19 protein-coding genes are annotated in these 20,062 nt (G+C 68.6%); 10 read left to right on the top strand and 9 right to left on the bottom strand.

From position 1 onward, the window contains the following. Nucleotides 1-5: 5 nt before the first annotated feature. Nucleotides 6-3,701, bottom strand: coding sequence for a hydantoinase B/oxoprolinase family protein (locus tag PK606_RS00185; RefSeq protein WP_324559318.1), 3,696 nt, complete (start codon nucleotides 3,699-3,701; stop codon nucleotides 6-8). 129 nt (nucleotides 3,702-3,830) lie between these two features. Beyond that, nucleotides 3,831-4,364 carry a winged helix DNA-binding protein gene (locus PK606_RS00180; RefSeq protein WP_324559316.1) on the bottom strand — a complete coding sequence of 178 codons (534 nt, stop codon included), beginning with the start codon at nucleotides 4,362-4,364 and terminating at the stop codon, nucleotides 3,831-3,833. 188 nt (nucleotides 4,365-4,552) lie between these two features. On the opposite strand from PK606_RS00180, the gene PK606_RS00175 reads away from it, so the two are divergent. From PK606_RS00175 to PK606_RS00145, 7 genes are all read left to right on the top strand, one after another. Next, complete coding sequence (locus PK606_RS00175; RefSeq protein WP_324559314.1) at nucleotides 4,553-5,530, top strand: TRAP transporter substrate-binding protein; 978 nt, start codon at nucleotides 4,553-4,555, stop codon at nucleotides 5,528-5,530. 208 nt (nucleotides 5,531-5,738) lie between these two features. Next, entirely contained in the window at nucleotides 5,739-6,251 is a 513-nt protein-coding gene (locus tag PK606_RS00170; protein ID WP_324559312.1) for a TRAP transporter small permease, read from the top strand. Next, the gene (locus tag PK606_RS00165; protein WP_324559310.1) at nucleotides 6,244-7,539 is read left to right on the top strand and encodes a TRAP transporter large permease; all 1,296 of its coding nucleotides are present in this window, start codon (nucleotides 6,244-6,246) and stop codon (nucleotides 7,537-7,539) included. The genes PK606_RS00170 and PK606_RS00165 overlap by 8 nt, the downstream gene beginning before the upstream one ends. Before the next feature lie 73 nt (nucleotides 7,540-7,612). Next, nucleotides 7,613-8,617 carry a recombination-associated protein RdgC gene (locus PK606_RS00160; protein WP_324559308.1) on the top strand — a complete coding sequence of 335 codons (1,005 nt, stop codon included), beginning with the start codon at nucleotides 7,613-7,615 and terminating at the stop codon, nucleotides 8,615-8,617. A gap of 25 nt (nucleotides 8,618-8,642) precedes the next feature. Further along, nucleotides 8,643-9,020, top strand: a complete 378-nt coding sequence (gene crcB, locus PK606_RS00155) for a fluoride efflux transporter CrcB (RefSeq protein ID WP_324559306.1) — start codon at nucleotides 8,643-8,645, stop codon at nucleotides 9,018-9,020. Nucleotides 9,021-9,156: 136 nt separating this feature from the next. After that, nucleotides 9,157-10,542 (top strand): ferredoxin reductase family protein, encoded by a 1,386-nt coding sequence (locus PK606_RS00150; protein ID WP_324559304.1) that lies wholly within the window; start codon nucleotides 9,157-9,159, stop codon nucleotides 10,540-10,542. Nucleotides 10,543-10,590: 48 nt separating this feature from the next. Continuing rightward, nucleotides 10,591-10,797, top strand: coding sequence for a hypothetical protein (locus PK606_RS00145; RefSeq protein WP_324559302.1), 207 nt, complete (start codon nucleotides 10,591-10,593; stop codon nucleotides 10,795-10,797). Between the two features lie 2 nt (nucleotides 10,798-10,799). Here PK606_RS00145 and PK606_RS00140 read toward each other — a convergent pair whose 3' ends face one another. From PK606_RS00140 to PK606_RS00115, 6 genes are all read right to left on the bottom strand, one after another. After that, nucleotides 10,800-11,087, bottom strand: coding sequence for a hypothetical protein (locus PK606_RS00140; RefSeq protein WP_324559301.1), 288 nt, complete (start codon nucleotides 11,085-11,087; stop codon nucleotides 10,800-10,802). Nucleotides 11,088-11,098: 11 nt separating this feature from the next. After that, nucleotides 11,099-11,353: a sulfur carrier protein ThiS gene (gene thiS, locus PK606_RS00135; RefSeq protein WP_324559299.1), complete on the bottom strand. Its 255-nt coding sequence runs from the start codon at nucleotides 11,351-11,353 to the stop codon at nucleotides 11,099-11,101. A 70-nt stretch (nucleotides 11,354-11,423) separates the two neighbouring features. Further along, entirely contained in the window at nucleotides 11,424-12,716 is a 1,293-nt protein-coding gene (locus PK606_RS00130; protein ID WP_324559297.1) for an NAD(P)/FAD-dependent oxidoreductase, read from the bottom strand. Nucleotides 12,717-12,816: 100 nt separating this feature from the next. Beyond that, nucleotides 12,817-14,664: an aldehyde ferredoxin oxidoreductase family protein gene (locus tag PK606_RS00125; RefSeq protein WP_324559295.1), complete on the bottom strand. Its 1,848-nt coding sequence runs from the start codon at nucleotides 14,662-14,664 to the stop codon at nucleotides 12,817-12,819. A gap of 39 nt (nucleotides 14,665-14,703) precedes the next feature. After that, nucleotides 14,704-15,189: a 4Fe-4S dicluster domain-containing protein gene (locus tag PK606_RS00120; RefSeq protein WP_324559293.1), complete on the bottom strand. Its 486-nt coding sequence runs from the start codon at nucleotides 15,187-15,189 to the stop codon at nucleotides 14,704-14,706. Nucleotides 15,190-15,603: 414 nt separating this feature from the next. Continuing rightward, the gene (locus PK606_RS00115) at nucleotides 15,604-16,362 is read right to left on the bottom strand and encodes a TOBE domain-containing protein (protein ID WP_324559291.1); all 759 of its coding nucleotides are present in this window, start codon (nucleotides 16,360-16,362) and stop codon (nucleotides 15,604-15,606) included. A 76-nt stretch (nucleotides 16,363-16,438) separates the two neighbouring features. Here PK606_RS00115 and modA point away from each other — a divergent pair, with 76 nt between their 5' ends. The 3 genes from modA to modC all read left to right on the top strand — a co-directional run bounded on the left by modA (nucleotide 16,439) and on the right by modC (nucleotide 19,210). Beyond that, the gene (gene modA, locus PK606_RS00110) at nucleotides 16,439-17,197 is read left to right on the top strand and encodes a molybdate ABC transporter substrate-binding protein (RefSeq protein ID WP_324559290.1); all 759 of its coding nucleotides are present in this window, start codon (nucleotides 16,439-16,441) and stop codon (nucleotides 17,195-17,197) included. Between the two features lie 184 nt (nucleotides 17,198-17,381). Then, nucleotides 17,382-18,065, top strand: a complete 684-nt coding sequence (modB, locus tag PK606_RS00105; RefSeq protein WP_324559288.1) for a molybdate ABC transporter permease subunit — start codon at nucleotides 17,382-17,384, stop codon at nucleotides 18,063-18,065. Beyond that, the gene (modC, locus tag PK606_RS00100; protein WP_324559286.1) at nucleotides 18,062-19,210 is read left to right on the top strand and encodes a molybdenum ABC transporter ATP-binding protein; all 1,149 of its coding nucleotides are present in this window, start codon (nucleotides 18,062-18,064) and stop codon (nucleotides 19,208-19,210) included. The genes modB and modC overlap by 4 nt, the downstream gene beginning before the upstream one ends. 41 nt (nucleotides 19,211-19,251) lie before the next feature. On the opposite strand, the gene PK606_RS00095 is transcribed toward modC, so the two are convergent. Then, complete coding sequence (locus PK606_RS00095) at nucleotides 19,252-20,034, bottom strand: ABC transporter substrate-binding protein (RefSeq protein WP_324559622.1); 783 nt, start codon at nucleotides 20,032-20,034, stop codon at nucleotides 19,252-19,254. Nucleotides 20,035-20,062: the final 28 nt, after the last annotated feature.

The following is a 20,062-nucleotide window of genomic DNA, read 5'->3' as shown; positions in this document are numbered from 1 at the left end:
CGTCGTCAAGCAGCGCTGCCGAACCCGCCGCCACCCGGCGTGTGGATCTCGAAGATGTCGCCCGACTGCATCTCGGCGCTGCCGATATGCGCCAGTTCCTCCACCTGGCCGTCCGCGCGCAGCACCCGGTTGATGCCGACCATGCCGGGGCCGCCGCCGGCCATGCCGAAGGCGCCGCGCTCGCGGCCGTTGCTGAGGATGCTGGCGGTCATCGGCTCCAGGAAGCGCACGCGGCGCACACCGCCGTCGCCGCCGTTCCAGCGGCCCTGGCCGCCTGAACCGGCGCGGATCTCATAGCTTTCCAGACGCACCGGAAAGCGCCACTCCAGCACCTCGGGGTCGGTCATGCGCGAGTTGGTCATGTGCGTCTGCACCACGCTGGTGCCCGGAAAGCCGCCGACCAGTCGGCCGCTGTCGTCGAATTCACCGCCGGCACCGGAGCCGCCCGAGATGGTCTCGTAGTACTGGTACTGCGCGTTGCCGAAGGTGAAGTTGTTCACCGTGCACTGGCTGGCGCCCATCAGGCCCAACGCGCCGATGATGGTGTTGGTGATGCAAGTCGAGGTCTCGACGTTGCCCGCCACCACGCTGGCCGGCGGGTTCGGGCGCAGCATGCTGCCCTCGGGGATCACCACCTCGATCGGCTTCAGGCAGCCGGCGTTGAGCGGGATGTCGTCGTCGACCAACATACGGAACACGTACAGCACCGCCGCCATGCAGACCGCCGTCGGGGCGTTGAAGTTGTTGCTCTGCTGCGGCGAGGTGCCGGTGAAGTCAACCCTGGCAGTGCGCGCCTCGCCGTCGATGCGGACCGCCACCTGGATCTGCGCGCCGTTGTCCAGCGGCAGCGTGAACTTGCCGCCCTGCATGCGCGCCGCCAGCTTGGTGATGGCGCGGCGCACGCTTTCCTCCGCGTTGTCCTGCACGTGCTGCATGTAGGCCTGCACCACGTCGAGGCCGAACTGCTGGACCATCTTGCGCAGCTCCTGCACGCCCTTTTCGTTGGCGGCGATCTGCGCCTTCAGGTCGGCCAGGTTCTGCTGCGGGTTGCGGCTGGGGTATTCGCCGCTGGCCAGCAGCTCCAGCATGCTGCGCTCCTGCAGCACGCCGCGGTCGACCAGCTTGACGTTGTCGATCTGCACGCCCTCCTCCTCGATGCGGGTCGAGAACGGCGGCATCGAGCCGGGCGAGATGCCGCCGACATCGGCGTGGTGACCGCGGCTGCCGACGTAGAAGATCGGCTCGTCCCTGCCCTCGAGGTACACCGGCGTGATCACCGTGATATCCGGCAGGTGCGTGCCGCCGTGGTACGGATCGTTCAGCACGTAGACGTCGCCGCGCTGCATGTCGCCGCGGTTGCGGGCGATCACGGTCTTGATGCTCTCGCCCATCGAGCCCAGGTGCACCGGCATGTGCGGCGCGTTGGCGATCAGGTTGCCATCGGCGTCGAACAGCGCGCAGGAAAAATCCAACCGCTCCTTGATGTTGACCGAGTAGGCGGTGTTCTGCAGCTGCAGGCCCATCTGCTCGGCGATGTTCATGAACAGGTTGTTGAACACCTCCAGCAGCACCGGATCGACGGCGGTGCCGGCCGCGTACCGGATGGCGCGCGGCGTGGTGCGCTCCAGCACGATGTGATCGAAGGCGGTGAGACAGGCGCGCCAGCCGGGCTCGACCACGGTGGTGGCATTCTGCTCGGCGATGATGGCCGGGCCGTCGATCGCGTCGCCTGGCCGCAGGTCGGCGCGCTGGATCAGCGCGGTGTCGTGCCAGCCCGGCTGGCCATCGGTGCCGGCGACATACATGCGCACACGGTCGCAGCACGGGACCTCGCGTTCGGGATGCAGCGGGTGCGCCTGCTCGGTTGGCGCATCGCCGGTCACCACTGCCTCGACCGACACCGCCTCGACGATCAGCGCCTTGCCCTCCATCAGGAAGGCGAAGCGCTGGCGGTAGGCGGCCTCGAAAGCGCGCGTGATCGCATGCATCACGCCGGCGTCGCTGGTGTGGCCGGCGTGCAGGTGCGGAAACGGCACGATCAGCGCCGAATCCGTGCCCTCGTAGCGCACGTGGGCGCGGCGGTGCACATGGACGTCGCCACGGCTGACCTGCTGACGCTCCAGCTCCTGCTGCGCCGCCAGCGCCAGCTCGCTCAGCGTGTCGCGCAACTGCGGCACGTGGTCGACCAGCAACGGCAGTTCCACCGCGGTTTCGCGCATGACGTTCTGGTCCGCCAGGCCCATGCCGTAGGCCGACAGCACGCCGGCCAGCGGGTGCACCAGCACGCGCGTCATGCCGAGCGCGTCGGCCACGCCGCAGGCGTGCTGGCCGCCAGCGCCGCCGAAGCACTGCAAGGTGTAGCGCGTGACGTCGTAGCCGCGCGCCACGCTGATTTTCTTGATCGCATTGGCCATCTGCTGCACAGCGATCTGGATGAAGCCGTGCGCCACCTCCTCGGGCATACGGCCGCCGGCTTCTTCGTGGGTGGCGATCTCGGCGAACTTCGCATGCGCCGCCTCGGCATCCAGCGCCTCGTCGGCGGCCGGGCCGAACACCTTGGGGAAATGCGCCGGCTGGACCTTGCCGACCATCACATTGGCATCGGTCAGCGTCAGCGGCCCGCCACGCCGGTAGCTGGCCGGCCCGGGGTTGGCGCCGGCGCTCTCGGGTCCGACACGGAAGCGCGCACCGTCGAACTGCAGGATCGAGCCGCCGCCGGCCGCCACCGTGTGGATGCTCATCATCGGTGCGCGCATGCGCACGCCGGCGACCTGGGTCTCGAACTCACGCTCGAACTGGCCCGCGTAGTGGCTGACGTCAGTCGAGGTGCCGCCCATGTCGAAGCCGATCACCCTACCCTGCCCGGCGATCTCGGCGGTACGGGCCATGCCGACGATGCCGCCGGCCGGCCCCGACAGGATCGCGTCCTTGCCCTGGAACACCAGCGCGTCGGTCAGGCCGCCCGAGGACTGCATGAAGAACAGCCGCACGCCCGGCATCTCGGCCGCCACCCGCTCGACGTAGCGGCGCAGGATCGGCGACAGGTAGGCATCGACCACGGTGGTGTCGCCGCGGCTGACGAACTTCATCATCGGGCTGGTCTCGTGCGAGGTCGAGACCTGCGTGAAGCCGACCTCGCGCGCGATGCGCGCCGCCGCCTGTTCATGCTCGGGGTAGCGGTAGCCGTGCATGAACACGATCGCCACGCTGCGCAGGCCGCTGGCGTGCTGGGCCAGCAGGTCCGCCTTCAGCCGCGCCTCGTCCAGCGCCTGCACCAGTTCGCCGCGCGCGCCGACGCGCTCCTCGGCCTCGACCACGGCGCTGTAGAGCAGTTCTGGCAGCACGATGTGGCGGTCGAACAGGCGCGGTCGGTTCTGGTAGGCGATGCGCAGGCCGTCGCGAAAGCCGCGTGTGGTCACCAGCAGCGTCGGTTCACCCTTGCGCTCGAGCAGCGCGTTGGTGGCCACCGTGGTGCCCATCTTGACGCACTCGACCAGCTCCGGCGTGATCAGCTCATCCGCTTGCAATTTCAGCAGGTGGCGGATGCCGGCCACCGCCGCGTCGGCGTACTGCTCGGGGTTGTCCGACAGCAGCTTGTGCGTGACGATGCCGCCGTCTGGGCGCCGGGCCACGATGTCGGTGAAGGTGCCGCCGCGGTCGATCCAGAACTGCCAGCGGGCGGGGGATGCTTGTGTGTTCATGGTTCAGCAGAGAATCGAAAAAGCCAACAGCCGGACACGAAGGACGCGAAACAGCTCGGAAGAACATGGATTTCTCTTGCGTTCTTCGCGCCCGGCTGTTTGAGCGGATCGGTAAGACCATGGCGCAGGCTACAGCGACGTCGCCGCGCGCGCCGCCTGGTCGTACAGGCCCGACATGGTGCGCAGCAGGCGCGCCAGTTCGCCCAGGTCGGGGTTGAGCTGCGGGTCCAGGTTGTCCATCAGGCAGGCCTCGCGCACCTCGCGGTAGCGCCGCACGGCAGCCTCGCCCTCGGCGGTGGGCAGGTAGAACACGTCCTTGCCCGCCTTGTCGGTGCACAGCAGTCCGGCGGCCACCAATTTCTTGAGCGCGTAGGCGACCACATGGGTGTCCTCGTAGTTCAGCACGAAGCAGATGTCGGCCAGCTTCTTGTGGCGTGCCCGGTGATTCACGTGGTGCAACACCAGCACGTCGGTCACCGTCAGGTCGGGCACGCCGGCGGCGGCCATGCAGCGCACCATCCAGCGGCTGAAGGCGTTCCAGGCCACGATCATGCCGAACTCGAATTCCGACGCCTCGACGCTGCGCGGCGACACCAGGTGCGACGACGACACGATGCCGCCGCCCGCCGATTTGCCGGCTCGCTCGGCCGATTTGCTGACCATCAGGGTATTCCCGAATTAACGTGTAATTTGTAGATAATTTATTGACACTTTATCGGAAGCGTTCTTAGACTTCAAGCACGCAGCGGGATCGGTGCGCCGCCGGGCCGGTACTGGTTTCCACTCTCGGCCGATGCGCCGCCGCGGCCTATCCTCGGCTCACTGTCCTCATCTCTCAAGGAGTTTGCATGATGTTGAAGCGACGTACCCTGAACACCCTGATCGGCCTGTGCGCCACCGGCCTCGCCGCCAGCGCCGGTGCGCAGACCAAGTGGGATCTACCCGGCGCCTACCCGGCCAGCAACTTCCACACCGAGAACCTGGTCCAGTTCGCCAAGGACGTCGATGCGGCGACCGGCGGCAAGCTCAAGATCCAGATCCACGACAACGCCTCGCTGTTCAAGGCGCCGGAGATCAAGCGCGCCGTGCAGGGCGGCCAGGCGCAGGCCGGCGAGATCCTGCTGGTCAACTTCCAGAACGAATGGCCGCTGTGGGGACTGGACGGGATTCCGTTCCTGGCCACCAGCTACGCCGAATCCCAGAAGCTCTACCAGGCCAGCAAGGCCGCGCTCAACAAGAAGCTGGGCGAACAGGGCATGATGCTGCTGTATTCCGTGGCCTGGCCGCCGCAGGGCATCTACAGCAAGAAGCAACTCGACAGCGCGGCCGACCTGAAGGGCGTCAAATGGCGCGCCTACAGCCCGGCGACGGCCCGCATCGGTGAACTGGTCGGCGCGCAGCCGGTGACGATCCAGCAGGCGGAGCTGTCGCAGGCCATGGCCACCGGCGTGGTCGAATCCTTCATGACCTCGGGCTCGACCGGCTACGACACCAAGACCTACGAGCACCTGAAGTTCTTCGCCGACACCCAGGCCTGGCTGCCGAAGAACGCGGTGATCGCCAACAAGAAGGCCTTCGACGCGCTCGACAAGGCAACCCAGGACGGCCTGCTGAAGGCCGCCGCCGAGGCCGAGAAGCGCGGCTGGGCCACCAGCGAGAAGAAGACCGGCGAGTACCTCGACCTGCTGAAGAAGAACGGCATGACCATCTACCCGCCGTCGGCCCAGCTCAAGGCCGACATGCAGAAGGTCGGCGAGACCATGCTGAAGGAATGGCTCGACAAGGCCGGGGCCGAAGGCAAGGCCGTGGTCGATGCGTATCGGAAATGATGCGGTTCCCGGAGCGCCTGTTGGCACTTCCCTCCTCTCCGGCAGGAGGGGACAACGCCAGTCGCCTGTGAGTATGGGCGATGGCGTTCGCTGGCTTGGCCTGCTCCGCGGCCGCCAGGCCGACATGACTTCGCCACGTTGACCCCCGTCGATTGACGCGTGGGAACGTGGCTGGTGCTCCTGCCCCGTCCCTGTCCTCCCCAGGCTCATGCGCCGATTGCTCGACTTCTTCTACGATGCCGCGGCTTGGCTGGCGGCGCTGGCCATGATCGGCGTGCTGGCCATGGTGCTGACCTCGATCCTGGGCCGGCTGCTGAACTTCCACCTGCCCGGCACCGACGCCTACGCCGGCTACAGCATGGCGGCAGCCGGTTTCCTGGCGCTGGCGCACACGCTGAAGAAGCGCGAGCACATCCGCGTGACGCTGGTCATCGGCCGCTTCGCCGGCCGCACGCGGCGCGCACTGGAACTGTGGTCGCTGGCGGTGGCGACCCTGCTGGCCGGCCTGTTTGCCTTCTATTCGTGCCGGCTGGTGTGGCAGTCGCACCTGTTCAACGACATCTCCACCGCCAACGACGCCACGCCGCTGTGGATCCCGCAGATCGGCATGGCGGTGGGCACCGTGCTGTTGTTCGTCGCCTTCGTCGACGAATGGGTGCTGGAGATCACGCACCGCCGCCAGCCCGACGAACACGACGAGGAAGCGCAGCACCATGAGTGACTTCGCCATCACCGGGTTGCTGATCGTCTCGCTGTTCGCGCTGCTCGGCAGCGGCGTATGGATCGGCCTGGCGCTGACCGGCGTGGCCTGGATCGGCATGCAGCTGTTTTCGGCCCGGCCGGCCGGCGACGCGATGGCGGTGACGATCTGGGGTTCGTCCTCATCATGGACGCTCACCGCCCTGCCGCTGTTCGTCTGGATGGGCGAAATCCTGTTTCGCACCCGCCTGTCGGAAAGCATGTTCCGCGGCCTGGCGCCCTGGGTCACCTGGCTGCCGGGGCGCCTGCTGCACACCAACGTGATCGGCTGCGCCATCTTCGCCGCCGTGTCGGGCTCGTCGGCCGCCACCTGCGCCACCATCGGCCGCATGTCGCTGCCCGAACTGGCCCAGCGCGGCTACCCCGACCACATCACGATCGGTTCGCTGGCCGGCGCCGGCACGCTGGGCCTGTTGATCCCGCCCTCGATCATCATGATCGTCTACGGCGTCGCCGCCGACGTGTCGATCGCCAAGCTGTTCATCGGCGGCGTCATCCCGGGCATCCTGCTGGCGACGCTGTTCTCCGGCTACCTGATGGTGTGGGCGCTGCTGCATCCCGACCAGGTGCCGCAGCCCGATCAGCGCCTGTCCTGGCGCCAGAAGCTGCACGAGTCGCGCCACCTGATCCCGGTGGTGCTGCTGATCGCGGCGGTGCTGGGCTCGATCTACGCCGGCATCGCCACCGCCACCGAGGCCGCCGCCGTGGGCGTGGTCGGTGCCCTGCTGCTGTCCGCGGTGCAGGGCAGCCTGAACTGGCAGACCTTCACGCTGTCGCTGATGGGCGCCACGCGCCTGTACTGCATGATCGCGCTGATCCTGGCCGGCGCCGCCTTCCTGACCCTGTCCATGGGCTACATCGGCCTGCCGCGCGAGTTGGCCGAGTGGATCAGCGGCCTGGGCCTGTCGCCCTTCATGCTGATGCTGGCGCTGGCGGCGTTCTACATCCTGCTGGGCTGTTTCCTGGACGGCATCTCGATGGTGGTGCTGACCATGGGCGTGCTGCTGCCGACGGTGCAGGCAGCCGGCTTCGACATGATCTGGTTCGGCGTCTTCGTCGTCATCGTGGTCGAGATGGCGCAGATCACGCCGCCGGTCGGCTTCAACCTGTTCGTGCTGCAGGGCATGACCAAGAAGGACATCGGCTACATCGCGCGCGTCACGATGCCGTTCTTCTTCCTGATGTGCATCATGGTGCTGCTGCTGTGGTTCTTCCCGCAGATCGCCACCTGGATGCCAAGTCACATGTGAACAGGCACCAGGCCCTATGATCCTGACCGGCCCGCCTGATGCGCGGGCCGGATTGTTTGGAGAGCCATAAGACGTGTTCAAGAATCTGATGCTGTACCGCCTGAGCCCCGACTGGCCGCAGTCGGCAGCGCAATGGGAAGAGGCCATCGCCGGCGAGCCGTTCGCGGAATGCGACGCCGCGCAGCAGAAATCCAGCGGCTGGGTGGCGCCGCGCGGCGACGAGCATGGCGCGCTGGTCGAGACCGTGGACGGTCAGTGGATCGCCCGCTTCGTCATCGAGACCAAGTCGGTGCCGGGCGACGCGGTGCGCCGCAAGGTGCAGGAGGCGGTAGATGCGATCGAGAAGACCAGCGGCCGTAAGCCCGGCAAGAAGGAGCTGCGCGACCTGCGCGACGACGCCCTGATCGCGCTGCTGCCTCAGGCTTTCCCGCGCCGCAGCCAGGTCACCGTGTGGCTGAACCCGCGCACCCGCCTGCTGGTGCTGGATGCCGGCGCGCAGGGCAAGGCCGACGAGCTCATCACCAGCCTGGTGCGGGTGGCCGGCAAGGGCTTCGGCATCGGGCTGCTGCAGACCGCCACCTCGCCGCAGGCCGCCATGGCCGCCTGGCTGGCCGACCCCGAGGGCGACGCCCTGCCGCACGCCTTCAACATCGAACGCGAGTGCGAGCTGAAGGGCAGCGGCGACGAGCCGGCTGTCATCAAGTTCACCCGCCACCCGCTGCAGACCGAGGAAGTGCGCCAGCACATCACCGAGGGCAAGCTGCCGACCCGGCTGGCGCTGGGCTGGAGCGGCCGCGTGGGCTTCGTGCTGACACAGGCGCTGCAGCTGAAGAAAATCGCTTTCCAGGAAGGTGTGTTCGAGGACGGTCCGAAGACCACCGACGAGGACCGCTTCGACGCCGATGTGGCGCTGGCCACCGGCGAGCTGGGCGCGCTGATCACCGACCTGATCGAGGCGCTGGGCGGCGAGGCCGCAACCACCGCTGTCAGCGACCAGGCGCCGCCGGCCACCCATGCGGCACCCGCCGCCGCGCGCACGCCGGTGGCGGTTGAGGCCGACGACGGCCCGCCGTTCTGACACTAGGCACCGACGCGGGCTGGCCATGCATGTCGTTCTCGCCATCTGCCTGGGCGCCAGCGCCGGTGCGCTGCTGCGCTGGCAGTTCGGCCTGTGGCTGAACCACCCGCACGCCTGGATGCCCTGGGGCACGCTGGCCGCCAACCTGATCGGCGGCTACCTGATCGGTCTGATCCTGGCCTGGGCGCACCACGCCGATCTGGACCCGCTCTGGCGCCTGCTGATCGTGACCGGCTTTCTGGGCGCGCTGACCACCTTCTCCAGTTTCAGCGCCGAAGTGGTCGAGATGATGCTGGCCGACCGCTGGGGACAGGCGCTGGCCACCATCGCGCTGCACCTGCTGGGTTCGCTGGCGCTGACTTTCGTCGGCATCAAGACCGTGGCGCTGCTGATCGCCAGGTAGCGGCGCAAGGCTGCCATCCGGTGCTGGCCGCCGTTCCCCGGCGTGGGGGCGAAGCGCGACTGGACGGGCTCACCGCAGGGCCACACGCGGGCCCGGCTTAAGACGGGGTTCATCTGGACCAGCCAGACTTGCCCGCATGAAAAATCGTCTGCTCTCCTCCTGGCCCGGCGTCACCACGCCATCCGGCGGGCAAGCACCCCGCCGGCCGACCCCCACACGGCACGGCGGGCCCATGTACTTCGCGCCGGACGCGATGAAATCGATCGGTCCCGTCCTGGCCACGCTGATCGTGCTGGCCGCCGCCATGCTCGGCCTGCAGACCTACGCGCCCTACGGCAGCGGCCCCGCGCTGGGCATCGCCATGGGCGCGGCGTCGATCGCCGCCATGAGCGTTTCGCTGATGCTCGCCGCACGTCCGTCGCTGGCCGAACCCCTGTTCGGCGGGCTCGACCGCATGTACGTGGTGCACAAGTGGCTGGGCATCTCCGCGCTGGCGCTGATGATCGGCCACAACACGATCGAGCCGGAACTGGAGGGCTTCGTGCGCGAAACCCGGACCGGCGAGTTCGCCTCCGACCTGGGCGAGATCGCGCTCAACGGCTTCATCGGACTGCTCCTGATCAGCTGGTTCAAGCGCATTCCGTTCACCCGGCTGGAGCTGCCGTGGCCGATCTGGCGCTTCAGCCACCGCTTCACCGGCCTGCTGTTTGCCGTGGTGGCGTTCCACCAGCTCGCCGTCGACAAGCCGGCCGACCTCAGCGGCGCGCTGGGCCTGTACCTGAACGCCCTGAGCCTGGCCGGCATCGCCGCCTGGCTGTACACGCAGTTCATCGCGCCCCTGCTGCGCCCACGCAGCTTCGTGGTCGAGCGCGTCGAGCGCCATGGCACGGTGGCCGAAATGACGCTGCGCCCCGAAGGCCGGCCGATGCACTGGCGCCCCGGGCAGTTCGCCTTCGTCTCGGCCACCGGCGCCGGCATGGCCGAGCCGCACCCCTTCACCATCGCCAGCGCCCCCACGGCGGACGGCAGCCTGCGCTTCGGCATCAAGGCCCTGGGCGGCTGGACCCGGCACCTGCCGGATCAGCTGGCGCCCGGCCAGCGCATCAAGATCGACGGGCCCTACGGCCGCTTCGTGTTCCGCAAGCGGGTGCCACGGCAGGTATGGCTGGCCGGCGGCATCGGCATCACGCCCTTCCTGGCCTGGGCCGAAAGCCTGACCGATGCGGACCGGCAGCAGATCACCCTGGTCTGGGCGGTGGCGACCCGGGCCGAAGCCTTCGCCGCCGAGCGGCTGGCCTCCATCGCTGCGCGCCATCCCGGCTTCACGCTGCACATCGTCGCCAGCGCCGAGGACGGTCGGCTGACGGCGCAGAAGCTGGCCGGCCTGGCGCCCTTCGCGCTGCGCGATGCCGAGTTGTTCTACTGCGGGCCGACCGGTCTGCGCGAGGCCATCGAGTCAGGGCTGAAGGCCATGGGCCAGAGCCCGCGGCGCGTGCATGCGGAGGCGTTCGAGCTGCGCTGATGCGCCGCCCCACGCTGAGCCGATTGGTTGCGGAAAGGAGTCACCGCCATGAAAGCCACGCTGATCGTTCTTCTTGCCACCGTGGCGCTCGCCGTGGCGCTGGGTCCACGCACCCTGGACGCGATCCAGGGTCAGTCGAACGTCGAGTCCCGTGCGGCCGCGCGGGACAGCGGCGACTCGGACGCAGCCTCGGCGGATCGCACCGACCGCCGTCGCGGCACCAAGCGCAAGAATCATGACGACGACGATGACTGAGGCTATCCGCCACCCCGGTGCATGTGCAGGTCGAAGTGCTGCATGAAGGCGTTGCGCGCCTCGATCGGCACACCGTCGAACTGGAAGGCAACGCGCAGCGTCGGCAGTTGAAGCAGTGCGATGCGGCGCGACGGCAGCGACATCCACGTGATCGCCAAACAGCCTTCGCCGATCGCCACACGTACGGATGAGGCTTCACGCTGCCACGGATGCGAACCCAGCGCCTGCGGCAGCAGACGCAGCCACTCCGCCTCGCTGTCCGCCACCTCGCGCTCGAAGCGCTCGGGCATCTCCGCCGTCATTACCCCCCGGCAATCGGCGGCCAGACGGCCAGCGCATCGCCTTCCTGCAGGGTGCGCGTGGCACGGTCCTCGGGCGCGATGTAGCTGCCGTTGACCAGCACGATGTGCACCAGATGCGGTGGCAGGTGAAAGGGCGCGATGATCTGCGCGATGCTGTCGGTGGGAGCGACGTCCAGCGTCATCACGTTGCCGGGCTTGACCTCGGGCGGCAGGTAGTCGCCCAGCGTGGCGAAGAGCTTGAAAGTGATGCGCATGCGTGGTTCAGAAGGAAATCAAGCCGCAGGCGCCATCAGAGAAGTGCCCATAGCCATCAACAGAATGGCATCACCGGCGCCGCGCATCGCCGGCGCCGTTCCACTGGCCCTGCGCCTGCGCGCAGGCCAGGTAGGCAGGCATGAGCTGCGTGGGGTCGTCCTGCAGGCGGTCCTTCCAGGCACCGAGCTTCACCTTGCCGTCGATCAGCCCGCGCAGCACGCCCACGTGCTCGGTCCAGTTGATGGCGTTGGCGCCGATCAGTACGTCATCCTGGAACTGCAGGTTCAGGTGGCGCAGGCCACCCTGGTCGGTCAGGTCGGCGTGCGAGCCGCTCTGCTCCGCCGGCACGCCCTGCCAGTGGCCGAAGCTGGCCGAGATCAGGCCCATGGTGTCGAGCACGTTGAGCGTGGGCACGCTCTTCAGCTCAGCCGCCTGGCCCAGCATGTTGAGCGCGGCCACGCGCGCTTGGTCGGCCGCGTTGGGCTGGATGGCGCTGACCACGGGCTTGCCGCTGGCCTTGTCGAAGGCCTCGGCGCAGTCGCCGGCGGCGAAGATGCCGTCCACGATGGTGCGCATGCGGCTGTCGGTGAGCACGCCGCTCTTGGTGGTCACGCCGCTGCTTTCAAGGAAAGCGATGGACGGGCGCACGCCGGTGGAGCTGATGATGACGTCGGCCTCGATGACCTGGCCGTTGCTCAGGTGCACCTTCATGGGCCGGCCGGCCTGGGCGGGCTCGATGCGCTCGAACACCGCCTCGGTGACGACCTCCACGCCCTGCGCGCGGCACCAGTCGAGGATCATGCCGCCGGCCACCTCGCCCATCATGCGCGGCACCATGCGGTTGCCCTTGGCCACCATCGTCATCCTGGCGCCGCGCCGGCGCAGTGATTCCATGATGATGGCGCCGATGAAGCCGGCGCCCGTCTGCACCACGCGCACGCCGGGCTGCACGCGCTCCATGATGGCGCGCGCGTCGGCCAGCGTCCAGCAGTTGAACACGCCCTCGCTGTCGCCGCCCGGCACCGACAGGCGCACGGGGTTGGAGCCGGTGGCGATCAGGAGGCGGTCGTAGGTCACCGTCTGGCCATTGTCGAGCACCACGCGGTGGTCGGCTGGCTCAATGCACAGGGCCTTGGCCTGGATCTGGTCGATGCGCAACTGCTTGAAATGGTCGCTGTCATGGCGCAGGTGCGTGCCCGATTCGGCCACGTTGCCGGCGATCAGGTAGGGGATGGCCATGCGCGAGTAAGGCGCCTCGGCCTCGCCACCGACCAGGGTGATGGTGTCGGCCGGCGCGGCCTTGCGCAGGGTTTCGGCGGCGATGACGCCGGCCGGGCCGGCGCCGAGGATGACGTGGTGCATAGGAAGCCCTCGATGCTACGAATGTGGTGACTGCTCCGCTGATGGAAGCCGCCCCTCGGCTCGTTTGCTCCCTCTTCCCAAGGGAAGAGGGAGCAATACCTCACAGCCCCAAGCGCGCCTTGGTCTCAGGCGTCGGACGACCTTCGCTGTCCCAGCCGCGCACTTCGTAGTACTTCGGCATCATCTCGTCCACCTTGCTGACCTGGCCCTTCGATCCGCCGACCTTGGCGGCTTCGGTCTTCAGGCGCTTGGGCAGCGTGTCGTCGGCCTTGGTGAAGCCGGCGGCGTTGTTGAACTCGCGCTCCATGTTCCAGATGCGCTCGCCGATCAGCGACAGCTCTTCCACCGTGTAGGCCTCGTCGCAGGCGGCCTGCAGTTGCGGCGCCAGGTCGGGCAGGCTCCAGGCGAAGGTGGTGAACACGCACAGGCCGGCCGAGTCGAACGCCGCCGTGGCGTCCTGGAACGCCTTGACCAGCTCGGGCTTGCCCTCGGTGGCGGTGGGGTCGGTCTTGACGGGGATGCCCATCACCTCCGACGCGACGGTGTAGCCGCGCAGGTGGCAGCCGCCGCGGTTGCTGGTGGCGTAGGCCAGGCCAATGCCCTGCAGGGCACGACCGTCGTAGGCCGGAAATTCCAGGCCCTTGGCCGACATCGACAACTCGGGGTGGCCGAACTTGGCCGTCAGCCGCTTGGAGCCCTGGCCGATCTCCTTGCCGAAGCCCTGGCCGGCGATGGTGTCTTCCACCAGCTGCACCAGCGCCTTGGCCGAGCCGAAGGGCGCCTCGATGCCGAACTGCTCCTTGGTCAGCACGCCCATCTCGTATAGCTCTAACGCCGCGCCCAGCGTGGCGCCCAGGCTGATCGGGTCCATGCCTTCTTCGTTGCACAGCTGGTTGACGTACTGCAGCGCCTCCAGATCGCCTACGCCGTTGGCGGCGCCCAGCGCCCAGGCGGCTTCGTATTCCAGCCCGCCGGTGGCGTGGTGGTAGCGCGGCTTGCCCCTCACGCTGAAGTGATTCGCGTCCTGCTTGCTGATGCGCCCGCAGGCGATGGTGCAGCCAAAGCAGGCCTGGTTGGTCACCAACTGTGCCTTGCCGTCGCTCTCGCGCGGGCGGCGCATGGCCTCGGCGCTGATGGCGTCAGCCTCCTCGAACTGCACGTCGCGGTGGTTGCGTGTGGGCAGCGCACCGATCTCGTTGATCACGTTCATCAGCACCTGCGTGCCGTGCGTGGGCAGGCCATCGCCGGTGACGGGGTTCTCGGCCAGGATCTTCTTGCGCTCCATGGTCTCCTTCATGAAGGCCTTGGGATCGCGCACGTTGCCCACGCCCAGGGTGCCGCGCACGGCAATCGCCTTCAGGTTCTTGCTGCCCATGACGGCGCCCACGCCCGAGCGGCCAGCCGCGCGGTGCAGGTCGTTCATCACGGCGGCAAACAGCACGCCGTTCTCACCCGTGCGGCCGATGCTGGAGATGCGCACCTGCGGATCCTGCAGTTCCTTCTTGATGATGGCCTCGGTGTCCCACACGCTCTTGCCCCACAGCCCGGCGGCGTCGCGCAGTTCCACCTTGTCGTCCTGGATGTAGAGCCACACCGGCTTGGGCGACTTGCCCTCGAAGATGATCATGTCCCAGCCGGCAAACTTCAGCTCGGCACCCCAGTAGCCGCCCGAGTTGGAGCAGGCGATGGCGCCGGTGAGCGGTCCCTTGGTGATGACGGTGTAGCGCCCGCCGGTCGAGGCCATGGTGCCCGTGAGCGGGCCGGTGGCCCAGATCAGCTTGTTCTCGGGCGCCAGCGGGTCGATCCTGGGGTCGACCTCCGACGTGTAGTACTTGGTGCCGAGGCCGCGCGATCCGATGTAGGCGCGTGCCCACGCCATGTTCAGCGCTTCGGTCTTGATGGTGCCCGTCGTCAGGTTGACGCGGAGAATCTTTCCAGCCCAGGACATGATTTTGCTCCTTGATTGATAGCTGTTTGCGCTGACGTATCAAGCGGCAGAGGTCTGATTGACCAGCTTGTCGGCCCAGGCGCGCATGCGGTCCAAGCCGGTCCAGTTGGCGTCGATGAAGGTGATCGCCCCCGTCGGACAGGCGGCGGCGCAGGCCGGGCCGTCGGCGTTGTCGAAACACAGGTCGCACTTCTGCACCTTGCCGGTTTCCTGCACGTAGTTGATGGTGCCGAACGGGCAGGCCACGGTGCAGACCTTGCAGCCCACGCAGGTGGCGTCGTGCACGATCTTGGCGCCCGAGCCGGCGTCCACCGTGGTGGCTTCCACCGGACATGCGTGCACGCACCAGGCCTCGTCGCACTGGGTGCAGGTGTAGGGCACCTTCTTGCCGGTCTCATGGAAGTCAAAGACCTTGATGCGTGATTTGCTGGTCGAGTAGATGCCGTAGTTCTCGAACGAGCAGGCCATTTCGCACTGCAGACAGCCGGTGCATTTTTCGGCATCGAGGTGCAACACCTTTTGCATGAAAGACTCCTTGCGTGGGGGCGCGACATGCACCCTGCCTATAAATGATTTTGCATAGGCAGGCGCACCTTGGTACTGCGCCGTCAGCAATCCCAGGAGCGAGACAACGCCGCGCGAAGGCCGCGCGGCCGCACGATGGGTCGCCGTGAGCGCACTCCCAACCCATCGGCCGCATGCGGCTCTGGGGCCTGGACAGCGGCAGGCGGCGCGTGTTCTCGGTGCTGCGCATGCTGGGCGACGACATCAGGCAGCGCCGGGCATCGGGTTGCCTCGCCGCCGTTCCCTGGCCCGGCGGATCGTGAGCCGTTCTCGGCGTCAGGGCGGCCTGCTTGAATTCACCATCACCCATGCAGGTGGTTGCGCTAGGTGAGCCACGGCTGGCGTCCGCCACTCTTCAGCGCAAACCACGCCGCGTCACCCCGCCAGGGCCAGCACCACCACGCTTTCATCCACTGCGGCCTGCACCCGGCTGCCAACCCGCAGGCGGTTGGGCCGCGCCGTGAAGCCGACCAGCTGGGTATCGCCCGCCAGCGTCATGGTGACTTCGTCACGCTGCACGCCGCGCGAGATGCGCAGCACGCGGCCAGGCAGCAGGTTGGCGCCTGCGCCCCGCGCTGCGGCATCCGAGGGGTCTATGCGCACCGCCGTGGCCTTGCACAGCGCCAGCGCCGGCAGACCAGGCGCCAACCCCAGCAACTCGGCGCTTTCGCGCGTGACGAGCGCGGCCAGTTCGCCCCCGCCCGCCAGCACCAGCACCACCCGCACCATGGGGTCGCGCGCGCCGTCGCTCTCCAGCCGCGCCACGCTGGCGCGCAGGTGGTTGCGCATGCTGGTGCGCGGGCCGGCCAGGGCCACGCTGTCGGCGCCGTTGACGCGCGCCAGCACACCGCTGCGCGCGCTGTGCAGTTGCTCGGCCGCCGCCAGCAGGCGCGTTCCCGCCGCCGTCAGCCGGGCACCACCGCCGCCGGCGCCGCCCACGCTGCTGTCGACCAGCGGCTCACCCGCCAGGTTGGTCAGCGTGTGGATGGCCTGCCAGGCCGCCTTGTAGCTGACGCCCGCCACGCGCGCGGCCTGCGAGATGGAGCCGTGCGCGCCCACCAGTTGCAGGATTTCAAGGCGCTTGTCGGCCTGGGCATAACCCAGGGCATCGGGTGACAGCGGTCGCTTGGCCATGCGCTGATTGTGCCGGTCCGTGACCGACCGCATTGGCATAGAATCGCTATTCCATCGTTGAATAACGAAACCTGTCATGCCGCTACCGATTCGCACCCTGCTCGCCTTTGCCGCCGCCCTGGCGCTATCCATCGCCGCGCGCGCCGAAGTGGTGCACGTTGCCGTGGCGGCCAACTTCACCGCACCGGCCAAGGCGCTGGCCGAGGTGTTCGCCCGGACCACCGGGCACGAAGCCAGGCTGTCGTTCGGCGCCACCGGGGCGTTCTACACCCAGATCAAGAACGGCGCGCCGTTCGACGTGCTGCTGGCGGCCGACGACGCGCGCCCGATCCGGCTCGAGAAGGAAGGCGACGCCGTGCCCGACTCGCGCTTCACCTACGCCACCGGCCAGCTGGTGCTGTGGTCGGCCAGCCCGGATCTGGTCGACGGCCAGGGCGAGGTGCTCAAGGGCGGCGGCTTCAACAAGCTTGCTATCGCCAACCCCAAGAACGCGCCCTACGGTGCCGCCGCCGTACAGACGATGGACAAGCTGGGCCTCGCTGCCGCGCTGGCACCGAAGCTGGTGACCGGCGAGAGCATCGGCCAGACCTACAACTTCGTCGCCACCGGCAACGCCGATCTGGGCTTCGTCGCCTTGTCGCAGGTGCTGGACGGCGGCAAGCTCAAGAGCGGATCGATGTGGGTGGTACCGGCCGAACACCACGCGCCAATCGTGCAGGACGCGGTGATACTCAAGCGCGCCGCCGGCAACCCGGCTGCCAAGGCCTGGATGGCGCTGCTGCGCACACCACAGTCGAAGGAATTCATCCGCAGCTTCGGCTACGCGGTGAAGTGAGGCCCGGCGCCATGACACCGACGCGGCGACACGGCCTCACGGCGCTGGCCGCGTCGATGGCGTGCCGGCACATTGGCCCATGACGCACAATTGCCCGCGCCCGCGCCCGCGCCCGCGCCTCCGCGGCCGTTTCGCCACCGAAGCCGCGCGACAGCGACATCATTGAGTCAAGCGACGTCACCCCATGCTCGACGCCAACGGCCTCGCCGCCATCCGCCTGTCGATCGAACTGTCGGTCCTGGCCACGCTGATCCTGCTGGTGGCCGGCACGCCGCTGGCCTGGTGGATCGCGCGCGGGCGCTCGCCGCGCTGGAACTGGCTGCGGGTGCCGGTGCGCGCCCTGGTGTCGTTGCCGCTGGTGCTGCCGCCGACGGTGCTGGGCTTCTACCTGCTGCTGGCGCTGGGGCCGAGCGGGCCGCTGGGCCAGTTCACCCAGGCACTCGGCTGGGGCCTGCTGTCGTTCAGCTTCTGGGGCCTGCTGATCGGCTCCATCATCTACTCGCTGCCCTTCGTGGTACAGCCGCTGATCAACGCCTTCGAGGCGATCGGCCAGCGCCCGCTCGAAGCCGCCGCCACGCTGCGCGCCGGCCCGCTGGACGCGTTCTGGCACGTGGCGCTGCCGCTGGCGCGGCCCGGCTACCTGACCGGCGCCGTGATGGGCTTCGCGCACACGCTGGGCGAGTTCGGCGTGGTGCTGATGATCGGCGGCAACATCCCCGGCAGCACGCAGACCATCTCGGTGCTGGTCTACGACCACGTCGAGTCGCTTGAGTACGCACAGGCGCACTGGCTGGCCGGCGGCATGCTGGCGTTCAGCTTCCTGGTGCTGCTGACGCTGCACCTGACCCAGGCACGCAAGGCCGCATGACGCCAGACTGCTCAGGCACCGCCATTACACCCGATGCGCCCGGAAGCGGCGTGCCGGACGCGCTGCAAGCGCGCGCCAGGGTCGGCTACGGCACCGCGTTCACGCTCGACGTCGACGTGCAGTTGCCCGGCCGCGGCGTCAGCGCCGTGTTCGGTCCCTCGGGCTGCGGCAAAACCACGCTGCTGCGCGCGGTGGCGGGCCTGACGCGCCCGGCGCCGGGCCGCATCGTCGTCGCCGGCGACGCGTGGCAGGACGACGCGGCCGGCATCTGGCGCCCCACGCACCAGCGTCCGCTCGGCGTGGTGTTCCAGGAGGCCAGCCTGTTCGAGCACCTGACAGTGCAGCGCAACCTCGACTTCGGCATGCGTCGCGTGCCGGCGGCCACGCGCCAGATATCGCTGGCGCAGGCGGTCGAGCTGCTCGGCATCGGCCACCTGCTGGACCGGCGCCCGGCGCAGCTGTCGGGCGGCGAGCGCCAGCGCGTGGCGATCGCGCGCGCGCTGGCCACCAGCCCGCGCCTGCTGCTGATGGACGAGCCGCTGGCGGCGCTGGACGCGGCGCGCAAGGCCGAGCTGTTGCCCTGGTTCGAGCGCGTGGTGCGCGAGCTGCGCATCCCGATGCTGTACGTCACGCACTCGCTCGACGAGGTGGCACGCCTGGCCGATCACCTGCTGGTGCTGGACGCCGGCCGCGTCGTGGCGCAAGGGCCGGTGGGCGCGCTGATGGCGCGGCTGGATCTGGCACTGGCACACGGCGACGCGGCCGGCGCGCTGATCGACGGCGTGGTCGAGCGGCTCGACACCGATTACCAGCTGTTGCAGGTGCGCTTTGCCGGCGGCAGCGTGCAATGCGTGCACGCGCCCGGCAGCGCCGTGCGTCAGCCGGGCGAGCGCGTGCGCCTGCGCGTGCAGGCGCGCGACGTCAGCCTGACCCTGCAGGCCGCACGCGACACCAGCATCCTCAACGTGCTGCCGGCCACCGTGCGTTCGCTGGCCGCCGACGGACCGGCGCAGACCCTGGTCGCCCTGGATGCCGGCGGCGCGCCGCTGCTGGCGCGCGTGACGCGCAAGTCGGCCGAGGCGCTGGCGCTGGCGCCGGGCCAGACGGTGTTCGCGCAGATCAAGGGCGTGGCGGTGCTGGACTGACCCACGGACGGCAGGCCGGGCCAACCCGCCCGGGCGCCGCATCACTTGTCGGCATTCGGGAAGAACAGCTGCTCGCCGCCGATCTTGTAGCTTGCGATCACGCCCTGCCCCGCCGATGAAGTCACCCAGTCGACGAACTGCTGCGCCTCGGCCTGCTTGACCTGCGGGTGCCTGGCCGGATTGACCACCATCACGCCGTACTGGTTGAACAGACGCTTGTCGCCCTCCACCAGGATCGCCAGGTCGGCGCGGTTCTTGAAGTTGAGCCAGGTGCCGCGATCGGCCAGCACATAGGCGCCGGTGGAGGCCGCCATGTTCAGCGCCGGGCCCATGCCGCAGCCGCACTCCCGGTAGCCACTACCCTTGGCGTCCTTCAGGCCGGCGGCATCCCAGAAGCGCAGCTCGGCCGCGTGCGTGCCGCTCTTGTCGCCGCGCGAGACGAAGGGCGCGTTGGCAGCAGCCAGCTTCTTCAAGCCCTCGACGATGTCCTGGCCACGGGTAGCGGCCGGATCGCTCTTCGGCCCGACGAGGATGAAGTCGTTGTACATCACCGGATGGCGCTTGAGACCGAACCCGTCGGCGACGAACTTCTCCTCGGCCTTCTGGTCGTGCACGAAGACCACGTCGGCATCACCGCGCCGGCCGGTATCCAGCGCCTGCCCTGTGCCCAGAGCCACCACCTTGACGTCGATGCCGCTGGCCTTCTTGAACTCGGGCAGCAGGTGCGCGAACAGGCCCGACTGCTCGGTCGAGGTGGTCGAAGCCACCACGATGGATTGCGCCGACGCAGCCCACGACACCGCCCCGAAGGCCAGCGCGAGCACGGACCGGGCGGCGACCGCCGGCCTGAAG

This window comes from Ottowia sp., from assembly GCF_035444425.1.
Lineage (GTDB): Bacteria > Pseudomonadota > Gammaproteobacteria > Burkholderiales > Burkholderiaceae_C > Ottowia.
This window is presented reverse-complemented; position numbering and strand designations above follow the sequence as displayed.